Genomic DNA, 13822 nt, shown 5'->3' with positions numbered 1-13822 from the left:
TTCATTTGTCGCCCGAAGGCGGACTCGCTCCCTGCTATCGATCTAGCGACGGCGATGGTGATATCCTCCAACATGCCGCGGTGGACGGCGCAATCGCTGCTCCAAGTGCAAAGCCGATCAGCTTGAGCGATGTCAACCAGTGGTGCGTGTGGTCAAACCAGCATTCTTTGAAAGTGTTGGGGTGAACGCGGCCCAAGCGCGAAGTGAGCAAGACGTGCGAGGTTCGGGCACGATCGCCCCGGATAGGTCACTGTGTTCCGATTGACATTCCATCTTGCTGCCATGGTGGTTGAAATGCGCGCGTGTCTGCCCCTGTACCGGGCCTGCCGGGCGGACGTCGCTCGCCCCTTTCAGCGACAGTGGCTTGGAAGGTTCGTGAGTTGAACCGGGAGTCGTTGCGCTGAAATGCAAGTGGATCGTGCTTGACACGACAATGATCAAGGCAGTGGGCGTAGAGGCTTATGAGAGCTCGCTATGTTGGCGACTGGGAAGGGAATGCTCACGGATATACCGCGGGGTTTTTGAGAAGCGGTTTTCCTCAAGGGTCGCTCACTCTTGGCCTTTAACAGGCCGCCAGGTCCTCCAGCGGCAGACCGCATCATGACGCAGGTCTGGCAATCCGTTGCTGCGGGGCGTGCGGAATTGCTCGTGGATGAACCACTTCATGGAAAGCCTGGTATGCTGCACTTCCGAGCAGGAGTCCGACGAGCGCTGTCACAACCAACTCGCCCGGCGCGCCTTCTCGTAGCGAGCCGAGAGCGAGCGCTGGCGCAACAGATCCAGCTCGTACTCGTTGAGGCTGCCCTTGAGCCCGAGCAGCAGGGGGTCGTTGCCGTGCCTTGGCGCATAGATGGTCTCTTGATCGACCAGCACGGTATCGACCACGCGGCACATCTCGATGAGTTGCTGCCTATCCCCGCTGTTGCGGGCGAAGCGCGAGACCTCGCGGGCGCAAACCGCACCAACCTTGCCGAGGCAAACCTCCGCCACCATTCGCTCGAATCCGGTGCGTTGTATGCCGCCGGCCGCTGAACGACCGAGGTCATCATCGATCACTTCAATTTTCCGACCACTGGCGGATCACTTAGCTGCCTGTGACAGCTCGGCGACTTAAATTTTATGCCGATCAGCTCACAGGCCTTGAATCGCACGTAGCGTCACGTTGTACATTTCGAAGTAACTGATGAGGATGCCCGGCAAGTCAGACCGGCCCGCTGTTTGCTGCCATCAGTGAGACGATGATACCAATGCGGTCGATGTGTGTACAGCAGAGGGCGACGCAGGTGGCCCAAACCCCGCCTGCGGGATCGCGCGAACGGGCTCCGAGTGCTCGCATGCGAACGATGACAGCCGCGGGGGATGCTGGGCTGCTGCGCTCTGCGGCCGGCACGTTGAAGCCGTTCGAACAGCCGCGGATCGTCTCTGTTCGGCGCTGCTCATTTAATCAGCATGACTTTGACGATCCTCAGGGCAGCGGAGACCCCCCTCCAAGGTCTGTGCGAGCCAGTGTTGAGCCGCATTCCATCAATATCGTCTTGATAGAGAAGGAAACGACGACAGATTTCTCGATCATTGATCCTCTCGCAACTTGAATTTGCGGTAAGCGTTTTGCCGCAAATAACCGTCGGCAGGTCCTCCCTCGGTCGACGACTGACTTCCGCCCGGCCATCGAAATGAGGCCGGGCTTTTTTTGCTACCAATGAACGACAGTTTGGAGTGTTCTGGCCCGCCGTGTCTGATGATTGATGATTGGACGATTAGGGAGACAGAGACAAGCATAAGCGATCGATTGGGATGATAGTTCGTCACATGCTGAAATCCTGATCCGATCCTGACGCCCGAGCTGCTCTTGCTGCTCGCCTCCATGGGCACGCGGACGCCGATCGGACCGGCCTGAAATTGCGGTTGATCGAGCGGCAACTCCGGACGACCTCGATCAAGCTGACAAGCGCGGCATTGAAGGGGTCGAGGCCTTCCGCCGGAATTCAGTACTTCCGACGTGAGCGGCCGCTGGCCTCTTGCACGTCGTAAAACGGCGTATGGTCGCCGAACTTGGAGACGATCACGTGCGCAATGGCCGCCTCGGTCGACAGTCTGCCGGGCACGACATGCTCCGTCGCGTGTGCCTGCGATAGCGCCCGAGCAGCCACGGCAGACGTATTTTGGGCGGCGCGTGACCAAAAATCCGCCGTTGCGCCGGGATCAGGTCGAGGCGTTTACTGAGGTGCTCGCCGATCTTCGTCATGGCGCCGCAGCCGCACGGACAGAGCGTGCTCGCAGCCTCGATGATCCGCTCCACCTGGGGCACATGAGCAGGCAAGCAGCCGCGATTGCGATCACGATCTTGATCCGATCCGGCGCGCGATCGGCCCCTGATGATCGCCGCCGCCTTCTCCTGCACCGTGTCCAGGACGCCTTGCGGGACAATCGACTTCGGCAGTTATGCTGGACCCCTCACGGCAATCTTGATCCGGAATGAACAACATGCTTCAGCTCGCTTTCCCATTGAGACAACAATAGCGACGTCAAGCGCGTGATGAAATCTGCCCATCTCAAGGAGCTAGGAGAACTGATGCAATTGCTTTGGCATTTGTTCGAAGCAGTGCACCAGCTTCCCAGAGGGCCAGACCATACAGCAGCCGTTCAGACGATCAAACGCCTCGAGCGCCGGCTGACAGTGTTGATTCAAGCCTCTGCTCGAGCTGCCGACCGCGAAGTCGTCGGTCGCGCCGGCTCGGCTAAATAAATGATTGTCAGAAACCCACCACCCGCCCGACGCGGACGTCGCGCGCGGGGTTTGCAATGGCAGCCGGAAACCGGAGTGCCCGTCCGGCTACCGATATCCCCTGGCCTTATTGATCACCAGTTGTGCAGCTTTGGGTGGCATAGAGCGCACCAGTCACGTCTTCCAGCGATGAGTGAGGCGCTCGATATGAGTAGCCACTAGAAGCGCGTATTTTTGAGCAATACATCACCTTCCACTGCGCGTGGATAGTGGGCCGCCACTTCGAATGATGGTAGCAGGTCCAGAATGGCTTGCAGAGACAACTGCCCTTCGTAGAGCTCGCGGTCGCTATATTCCGTGTAGATGAAGCGCGTGTTGCTCAAGGTCCGCATGCCGCCGGCGATAACATCGGCTTCGGCTCCCTGGACATCCATCCAGATGAAATCGACCGTGTTCAGCTTGGCATCGCTGCACCAGTCGTCCAGCCGCCGCGTTTCAACCGAGACAGGGCGATCGAACCGAACCCAATCATACTCGGTAAGATGGTTCTTCGGGCGGCGTATCGAGCCGGAGAGGTCCCATTCCTTCGCATCACCATCTGCATTGCTTGGATGGAAGTCGATCATCCCGTTTCGATCACTGATGGCGATTTCAAGCAGCTTCAACCTATTGAGGGATGGGCCCAGCTTCTTCTTGAAGCGCGCGATCGCTCTGGGGTCCGGCTCAAAGCAGTAGAGCTGAGCTTGCGGGCACAGGTTGAGAAACTGTTCCGTATCGGTCCCGTCATTGCAGCCGATATCCAGGATGACCGGATTCGGCTTCTGAAGAAGTGAAACGATGTGCTGGTGTACTTCTACAGACGACACAGGTGCTTTATCCCTTGGGCGCGGAGATCGGGTGAATTTCGACTTCGAAGCCGCAATCACACGCCAGACGCGCCGGCACAACGTATATCAAGGTATACAATGCATATGTCCGTCAGTTCCCTTGATCCATGACGGCTATTTGGATGCCATCGACATCAAAAGGGAACCTGTCGGACCGGGAGGTGCAGCGACTGCCTGGAATGGAAATTGCAACCCAGCGTCGGCAGACGCGCCCTCTGTGAGCCAGATCGTCGTCTGCGGTTCTTTTTCGGGGCGGCCAAAAGATGAGCTTCGCTCGAATGTCACCTGTGGCTATTCTCCCTGGAGCGTGCCGGGCAGAGTGATCTCTCGTCCGCAGCAATAGCCTATCACCTAGATCACAGTTGCGCGAGATATGCTCTGCCGGCTGACGGCCGCCATCTCAGATTCGGCTGACGCAATGTGCGAGCAGCTCCGGACGATACCTTCCTCGGACTCATCTGCTCTTTGGAGAAGACCATACGCGGTCCGCGTCTCGACGCACGCGTTTGCTGCAGCAATCCTCCGCAGCGCTCGTCGCAGATCTCTTCGACTTTCTGCAGCAAACCTTGCGGCGGATCTCCGGCAACCCAAAACTGGCGGAGCCAATCCGTTATGGCGTCTCGAGGGTTGCCATCTTCGAACGCTTCCTCACCGACGGCCGCATTGAGCTCGACTGCAGCATCGTCGAACGCGCCACCGCCACAAAAATTACGGGAAAGCTCTTCGCGGGCAGCGGCGGCGGCGGACAAACCTGGGCAACTATCGCAACGCTGCCGCAAACAGCGAAAGTGGACGATGTCGATCCGTTCGCCTGGCTCGCCGTATTGCCAACTGTTTACCGAGGTTGACGGCCTCAGCTTGCTTTCAATTACCCACATTTGACATCGGATTTGAGCGAGGCGCCGCGGGCGAAATCTTGAATCGCTAGAATCTGTTGTGATTCGTTGTTGAGCACCTGATTCGGAAGCGCGGAGTATTCGATGGGCTTGGTGAAAGAATGCGCGGGGGCGCGTGCTCAGCGATTGACGACCGGTATCGAGACATGGGTTGATCGGGAAGTTGCGGGATTTGAGTTTAAGGATGAGCGGCTTGGTCGCCGGTTCTGCAAACTTCTCGCCAAATCGGGCGCGACATGGGTCAAAGCATCCCGCTGGTTTGTCAGGATTGGGCCAACACGAAGGCCGCCTATCGCTTCTTCTCCAACGAACGGGTCGACGAGGCGGATATTCTTTGCGGTCATTTCGAGGCGACGCGCGGGCGCGTAGCGGCGACGGAGGGACCGATCCCCGTCCTCCATGACACGACGGAATCTTCAGGCTCTAAAGCCAGCGAACGATTCCGCCCAATTTTGCGATGAGCCATCTTCTCAACTTTAGCCTCCGCCGATTTGCGTCTGCCACAAGCGAGCATAAGCGCTTTCACCAAGCAGATCAGTATGCCTGCCCTCCGCAACGATGCGGCCCCTGTCTAAGACGACGATCTTGTCGGCATCACAGATGGTGCTGAGTCGGTGAGAGATGACCACGATGGTCTTGCCGGCCCGACGCAAATCCTGGAGGAGCCGGTGCACTGTGGCTTCGGCAACCGGGTCGAGAGAGGAAGTCGGCTCGTCTAGGATTAGGATTGCCGGATCCCGATAGAGAGCTCGCGCCAACGAAAGGCGCTGCTTCTCGCCGCCAGAGAGCCTTACGCCGTTTTTGCCCAGATAGGCCTGGAAGCCTCCGGGCCAACGCTCAATCACCTCCCGCAGCCCAGTTTGATCGCAGATTTTCATGATCCTGTCGATCTCCGGCTCGAACTCGCCAAGTGCGATGTTCTCGATCACCGAGCCCGAGAATACGTCCGTTGACTGCGGTACCGAAGCAACAACGTTACGCAGGGATACGGTCGATAAGTCTTTGAGATCATGGGGGCCGATCCGGATGCGCCCACCCTCGAGCGGGTAGATGTTCTGCAGCAGCGCGGCAAGGGAGCTCTTGCCGGAGCCGCTTTCCCCGACCACGGCCGTCATCTCGCCTCTGCGGAACGTGACGCTGAGGTCTTGAAATAGCTTGGGCTGGGCGCCGTGACGGAACGTGACATTCTCGAAGATGATATCACCGAGACTGGATTTCGTGACATCAGCGCCTCCGTCACGCGCCGGCTCAAGGTCAAAAATCTCAAACAGGCGATCCGCCGCGATAAAGGCGTCCTGCACAACTCTGTTAGCTTGGATCAGGTTGGCGACTGGGCGGGTGATATAGCCGAGCAGCGCATAGCACGAAAGTAATTCACCCGGAGTGACGGTCTGATCCAGAACAAGCGTCGTCCCGAACCACATTAGCAGGATCGTCAACAGAGTTGAGAGGAACGAAGAAGCGTTATCTCCTAGGATCGAGATAAGGCCGGCACTGTAGACTGACTGCAGCGTCTTAACGAAGCGGGTCTCCATCTTAAGGCAGGAGCTGTTCTCCATCCCGAATGTTTTGATCGTAGAAACAGCTCCGAGCGATTCCACCAATTGCGCCTCCAGATCGGCGGCATTCTCCATGATTGCGCGCTGGCGCTTGCTGTTCAGCCGATTAGTGGTCCAGTATACCAGCGAATATAGTGGAACCGAGATCGCCACGACCACAGCGATCTTCCACGAGTAGAGGAACATCAACCCGAACGAGAACAGTATGACTAGGATGTTGACGAACATCGTGATGGAGACCTCGTTCAAGAAGCTCCTGATTTTCACCGCGTCGTTCATCCGGGAAACGATTTCTCCCACTTGCATACTATCGAAGAACTTTTGGGGTAAGCTTAGGATGTGATTGTAGTAGCTGAGGATCAAGCACACATCGATCTTCTGCCCAGTTTCCAGGACGAGCCGGCTTCTAAGGAGACTGATAAGGATTTGTGGCACCAGGATCAGCAACATCGCGACGCTCATGAGGTTGAGCAAGTTGCGGTTGCCCGATGCAATCACGTGATCGACGATCTTCTGTACGTAAATGGCCGTCGAGAGTCCCAGAATGGTGGTTACCAGTGCGCCGACGAGCGCCTGCGCCAGCGCAGCTCTGTGCGGCGCAAGCAGTCGGACGAAGCGAAGAAAAGTTGAGGTGGTCTCATCGCGGCGCTTGAAGGTATCTGCCGGAACCAGGAGCACCAGGACACCGGTCCACTGCCCTTTGAATTCTTCATGCGACAGCTTTCGAATTTCACCAAAAGCTGGGTCCATCACGGTGACGCACCTCGCGTCGATCGCCTGGACGACCACGAAGTGATGCAGGACGTCCTTGACGATCACATGCGCAATAGCGGGCTTCGGGACCTTGTACAAGCTGTCGAAGTTGCCCTTGACACCTTTAGCAATGAAGCCCAGCTTTTGAGCCGCGTGCAAAAGACCCGCCACCGTGGTGCCGGAGCGGTCGGTTGAGGCAAACTGTCGGATACGAGACAAGGGCAACTTGCAGCCATAGAAGGCGCCAACAGAAGCAAGGCTGGCTGCCCCACAATCCGTCATGTCCCGCTGCTTCAACTTGATGATCTGTCTCGACATTGGCTCACTGGCTCTCGAATAATCAATAGTTAGCGGGCAGCCAGGAGCGGGTTGAGCCAATCGTCGACCTCAGTGTAGAGGAGTTGCAGTAGAGTGCGCTCAGCCACGAAAAAGCGGGCTCGCACGGTCATGCCCTTCTTCAGATGGCCAATAATTCCGTTTTTGAGTGCAAGGTAACTGCGAGAGAGCGCGCAACGGACCTTGAAGACCGGGTTCTTGTCCAGGAGGATGAAGTCCTGCGCCACGTTTAGCACTTTCGCGTCGATTCCCCCCCACTGATTGTAATTGAAAGCGTCGACCTGGAGCCGCACCGCCTGCCCCTGCTGCACGAAGCTGATGTCTTTGGGAGAGACGTAAATTTCTGCCACCAGTTCGCCTTCAGGCGATATCCAACCCACGGTTTGCCCTGCCTGGACGTAGCCGCCTGGCGACAGGCCAGAGAATTGCTCGAGCGCGCCGGACACGGGAGCGCGAATGCGGGTCAGGTCGCGTTCGCTCTCAAGTTGGTGCAGGCTCGCAGTGAGCTCCTGAAGGCGGAGGTTCGTATCGAAGAGTTGCTGATTCCATTCGGCGGATTTGCTCCGTGCAAGGATCTCGCCTTTTACTTCGAGGCTCTGCAGCGCCAAGGTCTTTTCCTCAACCGCCTTGGCGGGCGCTGCAGCAACGGAGAGGAGGCGCTTGGCCCGATCGAGCTCCACCGCGGCATTGCCGCGGGCATATTGGTTCTCCCGCAACAGATTGAGAAAATGCAGCCGCTCGGCCTCGGCGGCCTCGGTCCGGAGGCGGATGGGAGGGGCGAACTGCGCGCCAGAAGAGATCAGGGTCTGGAGGTCGATGGCACGATCTCGCTTCAGACGGATTTCGTCCGTTAGCGTACCGATTTTTTCCTCAATGACCTTGTCGTCGAGAACTAGGATCTCCCGGCCTTGTTCAACGCGATCGTTCTCGACCGCAAGAACCCGGGAGATGCGCCCGGAAAGCGGCGCAATCAGGGGAGTCTTCTCCATTGTGGGACGAATAGTACCGGCACTTTGAACAGAAAGCGTGACAGTAATGATCGGCAGCGACGACATGGTCGCAACGACAGACAGTACTATCAGCTTGTAGATTGCCAAAGATCGCCCTGATCCTCGCGACAGAATACTCTCCGCAGTGCAACCGACCACTTCCGGAGGCAGTAACTCATCAGTCATAGTAGTCACGCTATATGGCGATTAGCAGGCCGAACATGCAGATCTAGCTTGAGCACCTCCGAGGGATGCACCGCCTCTTATTCACCGGACCAAACGATCAACGCATTATATCCCATGCAGCTACAGCTGCGAACACCGCAATAACTGCTGCAAACAATCCGAGAACCCACCCTCCCGAGATCGCAGCTGCTTCGCCAGCGGTGAGTTCGGCCAGATTGTAAGATGGCACATCGAGCTTCATTGTTTGTCTCCTCCTGAATGGGGAACGGTCGGCTCTGCAGGTCGGCGGCTTGCTCGGTCACCGAGAGAAGTTAAGAAATTCTCAGACCCTCAGCGCCCACATTTGTCCTGCTCCAGAGCGACGGACTGTTAGGGGACGCACGTTGAAGAGGATATTCCAACCGTAGCTGCGGCGCGAAAGCGTCTCCGTCCCGTACAGAAGTTTTTGCATCATGAGGCGAGCCAGCCTGGAGGACAGGTATCTGCGCCACAGACTGGCTCACCAAGTTACTTTTTTGCGCACGCTACTTATGCACTCTGAGTCGGAGGCGGGCAGTAGATTGGCTCGACGATGATATAATTACCCTCCGGATTTGGCCTAACTACCCAACCGCACGGATCTTGCCCTCCCGCAGCAGCACACGCTTCTTCGAGAGTCAATTCGGTCACGTCATAAGCTGACATATTCATGCTTTTTCCTTTCGCGTAGTCGGCGGTCAGGAACTGCTGCCGCCGACGCAGGATAATCAAATCTCGTGCCAAGCCCTCAGGAAAGCCAACAAGCTCGGGAAAGCCAAAAATAAGCGGCTCTGCGTCTTCAGAGGCTTAACCGAACTGTGCTGCAGGCCGCGCGAACATTACGTCGCCAATGCGACTAATCAGTCGCGAACACAACAAGTGTGAAGAAGCCGGTGAGCATCCGTATTGGGCGAGCCGGCTACCCGAGAACTGCTGGAGCGAATTCCCATCAGCACCGCTGGCCGGCCTTTGCTGCGTTCGTACTGGGGCGCGCAATGGCCAGATCGAGGTCGGTGCGGATCATTCTTCAAGAATTCCCGCGCTCTTTCCCGCACCGCTGTCTCCGCTCCATGGCACGAATCTTGGTTTTCTATTTGCGCGAGGCGGCAGGCGTTGTCGGCCAGCGTCACGCCGGACCTTCTTGTTTGGAAAGGAGACTCTGATGAGGACCAATATGTCAGCTTAGCGTGTAGCCTAACTAACCCGCGAACCAGCATCTGCAACTTCGGGAGGGTCGATATCGTTGGGAGCATTTGCCTGAATTTTGGGGCTAGCAGGGGCTGCAGCTGCAATTATAAAGCAGATAGTGCTTGGCTTGAAAGTCCGATCCTGGGTGGCGAGTTCAGCTGCATGGTGGACTTCACTAACCTGACCCGCAAAACAGCGGTGTTCGATCCGATGACGACACTTGCCAACGCCAATGGTCTGTGCACGACCGCGTCCACCGATCCGATGGCGCGATTGCCGTCGCAGCGCTTGCTGCGCGGCATGCCGGGGGCCTATACCCGCCTGACGGCCGAGGCGCAGTGGCGCAAGCCCTTGCACGCCGTTCGTCAGTGTCCGCGCCGGCCATCAATGCCGACATCTCGAGCCAGCCGGGCGTTTCCAACTACCTGCCGGTTGGCAGCACCCAGACGGTCCGCCTGATGCCGACCGTCGGCTTTGAATACCGCTATCCCCTCATCAATGTGCAGCCACGGGGCACGACCGCCGTCGAGCCAATCGCGCAGGTCATCATCCGGCCCGACGAGCCCCACGCCGGCAAGCTGCCGAACGAGGACGCGCAGAATTTTGTATTCGACACCTCGAGCCTTGTTCGCGGTCGTATGTCGACGATTGCTTCGTACTGGCGGCAAACTACGTAAGTTCCTACAACTACTCCGCTGGTTCGGCATCGCCCGTGCTGAACAACACCTGCCTGCTCACTCTCGGTCTACGAACGATCGGGGTAAATTCAGTCAGTTTTTGAGCGACCGTGCCACGGCTGGACATCGACAATTCGATACAATTCGATGATGGCCTCTCTTGGAGCACGCCGCCTGAGTTTTTGAGATAGTTGGCATACTTGTTGTTGTGCGCGACTTCGTCAAATTCATCGAGCGCCGATCTTCGATGAGTCTTGTGCACCGCACGCTTCGTCGGCGTCAGCTCCTAGATGCTGCCGTCAGACGAAGCAATCATGTGCATTCCGGCCACCGCCGTCGAAACACGCGGCGCTTCTACCGGTGTAACGGCCGCCAGGCCAATGTTGAGGAAGGTTCAATCTGGGTGTTTCGACGAAACGCAATGTTATTTTCGTCACAGCTTGGCGGGCCGTGTACCTGAGGGCGTTGGCTTCCGGACAAAGACACGCGCAGGCCAGGCAACGATTCAGCAGAACTGCAGGGATGGATCGTTCAGCTCATTTTTGGCCTGACTCTTGCTACAATTGGGCTGGTCACAATGTGCCTATCACCAACTTGCTCAAACGCTCAGGAGACCTGTATGACTTTCCGTCCGCTTCACGACCGCGTTGTGGTCAAGCGCATCGACGCCGATGAGAAGACCGCTGGCGGCATTATCATTCCCGACACTGCCAAGGAAAAGCCCTCGCAGGGCGAAGTCATCGCTGTCGGCCCCGGTGGCCGCGACGAGACCGGCAAGCTGGTTCCGATCGACATTGAGGTCGGCGACCGCGTGCTGTTCGGCAAGTGGTCCGGCACCGAGGTCAAGATCGACGGGCAGGACCTGTTGATCATGAAGGAGAGCGACATCATGGGCGTTCTCACCGATGTGTTGTCCAAAAAGAAAGCCGCCTAACCCAGCGCTCGCACAGCTCACCCCTGACGAGCGCCCACCGGGCGCGCTGAAGGATCAGAAACTAAGAACTGAGGGAATTCTTTATGTCACCGAAAGAAGTCAAATTCGGAGTGGACGCGCGGGACCGCATGCTGCGCGGTGTCGACATCCTCGCCAATGCCGTACAGGTCACGCTCGGTCCGAAGGGCCGCAACGTGGTGCTCGATAAGTCGTTCGGCGCGCCTCGCATCACTAAGGACGGCGTTGCCGTCGCCAAGGACATCGAACTCGACGACAAGTTCGAGAACATGGGCGCCCAGATGGTGCGCGAGGTGGCTTCGAAGGCGGCGGATGCTGCTGGCGACGGCACCACCACCGCGACCGTGCTGGCCCAGGCGATCGTGCGCGAAGGCGCCAAGTCGGTTGCCGCCGGCATGAACCCGATGGACCTGAAGCGCGGTATTGACCTCGCGGTCGAAGCCGTGGTTGCGGACCTGCAGAAGAACTCCAAGAAGGTCACCTCGAACGAGGAGATCGCCCAGGTCGGCACCATCTCGGCCAACGGCGATGCCGAGATCGGCAAGTTCCTCGCCGACGCCATGAAGAAGGTGGGCAACGAAGGAGTGATCACGGTCGAGGAGGCCAAGTCGCTCGAGACCGAGCTCGACGTCGTCGAGGGCATGCAGTTCGACCGCGGCTACATCTCGCCCTACTTCGTCACCAACGCCGACAAGATGCGCGTTGAGATGGACGACGCCTACATCCTCATCAACGAGAAGAAGCTCTCCTCGCTGAACGAGCTGCTGCCGCTGCTCGAGGCCGTGGTGCAGACCGGCAAGCCGCTGGTCATCGTCGCCGAGGACGTCGAAGGCGAAGCGCTCGCGACCCTTGTCGTGAACCGCCTGCGTGGCGGCCTGAAGGTCGCGGCCGTCAAGGCTCCGGGCTTCGGCGATCGCCGCAAGGCCATGCTGCAGGACATCGCGATCCTGACCGGCGGACAGGCGATCTCGGAAGATCTCGGCATCAAGCTCGAGAACGTCACGCTCAACATGCTCGGTCGCGCCAAGAAGGTGATGATCGACAAGGAGAACACCACGATCGTCAACGGCGCCGGCAAAAAGGCCGACATCGACGCGCGCGTGTCCCAGATCAAGGCGCAGATCGAGGAGACCACCTCGGACTACGACCGTGAGAAGCTCCAGGAGCGTCTCGCCAAGCTCGCCGGCGGCGTAGCGGTGATCCGCGTCGGCGGCGCGACCGAGGTCGAGGTAAAGGAGCGCAAGGATCGCGTGGATGACGCGATGCACGCGACCCGCGCGGCAGTCGAGGAAGGCATCCTGCCGGGCGGCGGCGTCGCCCTGCTCCGTGCTTCCGAGCAGCTCAAGGGCCTGCGCACCAAGAACGACGACCAGAAGACCGGCGTCGAGATTGTGCGCAAGGCGCTGTCCTGGCCGGCCCGCCAGATCGCGATCAACGCCGGTGAAGACGGTTCGATCGTGGTGGGCAAAGTTCTCGACAACGAGCAGTACTCTTATGGCTTCGATGCGCAGACAGGCGAGTACAGCAATCTTGTCTCCAAGGGCATCATTGACCCGACCAAGGTCGTGCGCATCGCGGTCCAGAACGCCTCCTCGGTGGCGGCGCTGCTGATCACGACGGAAGCGATGGTTGCCGAGCTGCCGAAGAAGGCCGCGGCTGGTCCAGCAATGCCTCCGGGCGGCGGCATGGGCGGTATGGACTTCTGATCCACCTCTCAAAGCGTCGATGACATGCAAAACCCTGGCAGGAATGCCAGGGTTTTTTGCTCCGCGGGAGCTTGCAAATAGCCCTTGCAAGCCGCCCCGAAGGCCCAACCCATCGGCCTATCGATATGAGCGGCGGTTGGGCCCAGACCTAATTTACTTGTGACTTTTCCCTCGGCGGCGACAGGGCCTCGGCCAAGGTAAAACGGGTCCAGCACTGCGATGGAACCGGGCCTATCGCTATTTGACTCTCACGAAGCTGCCTCTGCTCATCCGAGTGTTGAACCCTTGGTCTGCGGCATATCCGGTGCTGCCTACCCGCTTTCGACCTTCTTGCGTACTTTCCTGTCCTGACGCGTAGTCCCAAGCGCCCAAATGCCCTTTCCTGGAGCTTCGCACTCACATCTCATGGCCAGAGGGCTCGTTTGAAAGCAGCGAGAATGCTCATTGTCAAAAACCACACAGTATCCTGCGGAAGTGCCATGATTAGTGTACGCTTTATTTTGTCCTCGCGGACGGGCTCCGCTTCGCCTACGGGGGCCCCCTCAATTCCGCTGCAGCGTCCTACCATGGATATCTGTTTTAGAGAGAGTGTGTGTCGGCAGGTCGTGCAATTGATGCTGTTCCAGGCAGATCACGGGGAATGACTTTTGAGGAAGCAGCGACACCGAAGTTTGGACCGCCCAGAAATGGAGTTTTACGACTCTGAACACGTTGGCGGGCTGGTTGCGCCGACGTGGTTCTGCAGCAAAATCGGCGGTCTGCTGCCGAATGCCCCCTGGGGGCGTTCTTACTTGGAGTACTTGCACCAAGTCTCCACCTTCTCCTGGGCGGCTGCAAGGCTGAGTAACGAATGGGTGTTGAGGCATTCGGCCCGGAAGCGACCCTCGAGGACCTCGATGAACGCATTGTCGTTTGGCTTGCCGAGCTGCGAGAAGTCCAGCGTGACGCCA

At 58.3% G+C, this 13822-nt stretch carries 12 protein-coding genes and 3 pseudogenes; 8 read left to right on the top strand and 7 right to left on the bottom strand.

The features are described 5' to 3' along the window. Nucleotides 1–714: 714 nt before the first annotated feature. Nucleotides 715–1056, bottom strand: coding sequence for a recombinase family protein (locus XI09_RS02670; protein WP_271565547.1), 342 nt, complete (start codon nucleotides 1054–1056; stop codon nucleotides 715–717). A gap of 278 nt (nucleotides 1057–1334) precedes the next feature. Here XI09_RS02670 and XI09_RS02665 point away from each other — a divergent pair, with 278 nt between their 5' ends. After that, nucleotides 1335–1592: a hypothetical protein gene (locus XI09_RS02665; protein ID WP_271565546.1), complete on the top strand. Its 258-nt coding sequence runs from the start codon at nucleotides 1335–1337 to the stop codon at nucleotides 1590–1592. Between the two features lie 470 nt (nucleotides 1593–2062). Here the strand turns inward: XI09_RS02665 and XI09_RS45650 are convergent, their stop codons facing one another. Beyond that, the gene (locus XI09_RS45650; protein ID WP_333939020.1) at nucleotides 2063–2245 is read right to left on the bottom strand and encodes a hypothetical protein; all 183 of its coding nucleotides are present in this window, start codon (nucleotides 2243–2245) and stop codon (nucleotides 2063–2065) included. Here XI09_RS45650 and XI09_RS02660 point away from each other — a divergent pair. Then, nucleotides 2174–2479, top strand: a complete 306-nt coding sequence (locus tag XI09_RS02660; protein WP_246740375.1) for a hypothetical protein — start codon at nucleotides 2174–2176, stop codon at nucleotides 2477–2479. The two genes, XI09_RS45650 and XI09_RS02660, sit on opposite strands and share 72 nt — an antisense overlap. Before the next feature lie 464 nt (nucleotides 2480–2943). On the opposite strand, the gene XI09_RS02655 is transcribed toward XI09_RS02660, so the two are convergent. Further along, entirely contained in the window at nucleotides 2944–3591 is a 648-nt protein-coding gene (locus XI09_RS02655) for an FkbM family methyltransferase (RefSeq protein ID WP_161536441.1), read from the bottom strand. 503 nt (nucleotides 3592–4094) lie between these two features. On the opposite strand from XI09_RS02655, the pseudogene XI09_RS02650 reads away from it, so the two are divergent. From XI09_RS02650 to XI09_RS02640, 3 genes and pseudogenes are all read left to right on the top strand, one after another. Next, nucleotides 4095–4430: pseudogene (locus XI09_RS02650) on the top strand (IS66 family transposase); the annotation flags it as partial. Nucleotides 4431–4592: 162 nt separating this feature from the next. Next, nucleotides 4593–4765: pseudogene (locus XI09_RS45915) on the top strand (transposase DNA-binding-containing protein); the annotation flags it as partial. Next, on the top strand, nucleotides 4745–4969 hold the full coding sequence (locus XI09_RS02640; RefSeq protein ID WP_245570275.1) for an IS4/Tn5 family transposase DNA-binding protein: 225 nt from the start codon (nucleotides 4745–4747) through the stop codon (nucleotides 4967–4969). The pseudogene XI09_RS45915 and the gene XI09_RS02640, both read left to right, overlap by 21 nt. A gap of 15 nt (nucleotides 4970–4984) precedes the next feature. Here the strand turns inward: XI09_RS02640 and XI09_RS02635 are convergent, their stop codons facing one another. From XI09_RS02635 to XI09_RS02625, 3 genes are all read right to left on the bottom strand, one after another. Further along, nucleotides 4985–7138, bottom strand: coding sequence for a peptidase domain-containing ABC transporter (locus XI09_RS02635; RefSeq protein ID WP_271565545.1), 2154 nt, complete (start codon nucleotides 7136–7138; stop codon nucleotides 4985–4987). 29 nt (nucleotides 7139–7167) lie between these two features. Further along, entirely contained in the window at nucleotides 7168–8253 is a 1086-nt protein-coding gene (locus XI09_RS02630) for an HlyD family secretion protein (RefSeq protein WP_161536443.1), read from the bottom strand. Nucleotides 8254–8428: 175 nt separating this feature from the next. Next, nucleotides 8429–8572, bottom strand: coding sequence for a hypothetical protein (locus XI09_RS02625; RefSeq protein WP_271565544.1), 144 nt, complete (start codon nucleotides 8570–8572; stop codon nucleotides 8429–8431). Nucleotides 8573–9663: 1091 nt separating this feature from the next. Between XI09_RS02625 and lptD the strand changes: the two are divergent. The 3 genes and pseudogenes from lptD to groL all read left to right on the top strand — a co-directional run. After that, nucleotides 9664–10163, top strand: a pseudogene (gene lptD / locus XI09_RS02620) (LPS assembly protein LptD); the annotation flags it as partial. 670 nt (nucleotides 10164–10833) lie between these two features. Next, on the top strand, nucleotides 10834–11148 hold the full coding sequence (locus XI09_RS02615) for a co-chaperone GroES (protein ID WP_271565543.1): 315 nt from the start codon (nucleotides 10834–10836) through the stop codon (nucleotides 11146–11148). Nucleotides 11149–11231: 83 nt separating this feature from the next. Further along, nucleotides 11232–12872, top strand: coding sequence for a chaperonin GroEL (gene groL, locus XI09_RS02610; protein WP_271565542.1), 1641 nt, complete (start codon nucleotides 11232–11234; stop codon nucleotides 12870–12872). A gap of 787 nt (nucleotides 12873–13659) precedes the next feature. Here the strand turns inward: groL and XI09_RS02605 are convergent. Further along, complete coding sequence (locus XI09_RS02605) at nucleotides 13660–13812, bottom strand: integrase core domain-containing protein (protein ID WP_442869517.1); 153 nt, start codon at nucleotides 13810–13812, stop codon at nucleotides 13660–13662. Between the last annotated feature and the right edge of the window lie 10 nt (nucleotides 13813–13822).

The organism is Bradyrhizobium sp. CCBAU 11386 (assembly GCF_028128955.1).
Classification (GTDB): domain Bacteria; phylum Pseudomonadota; class Alphaproteobacteria; order Rhizobiales; family Xanthobacteraceae; genus Bradyrhizobium.
This window is presented reverse-complemented; position numbering and strand designations above follow the sequence as displayed.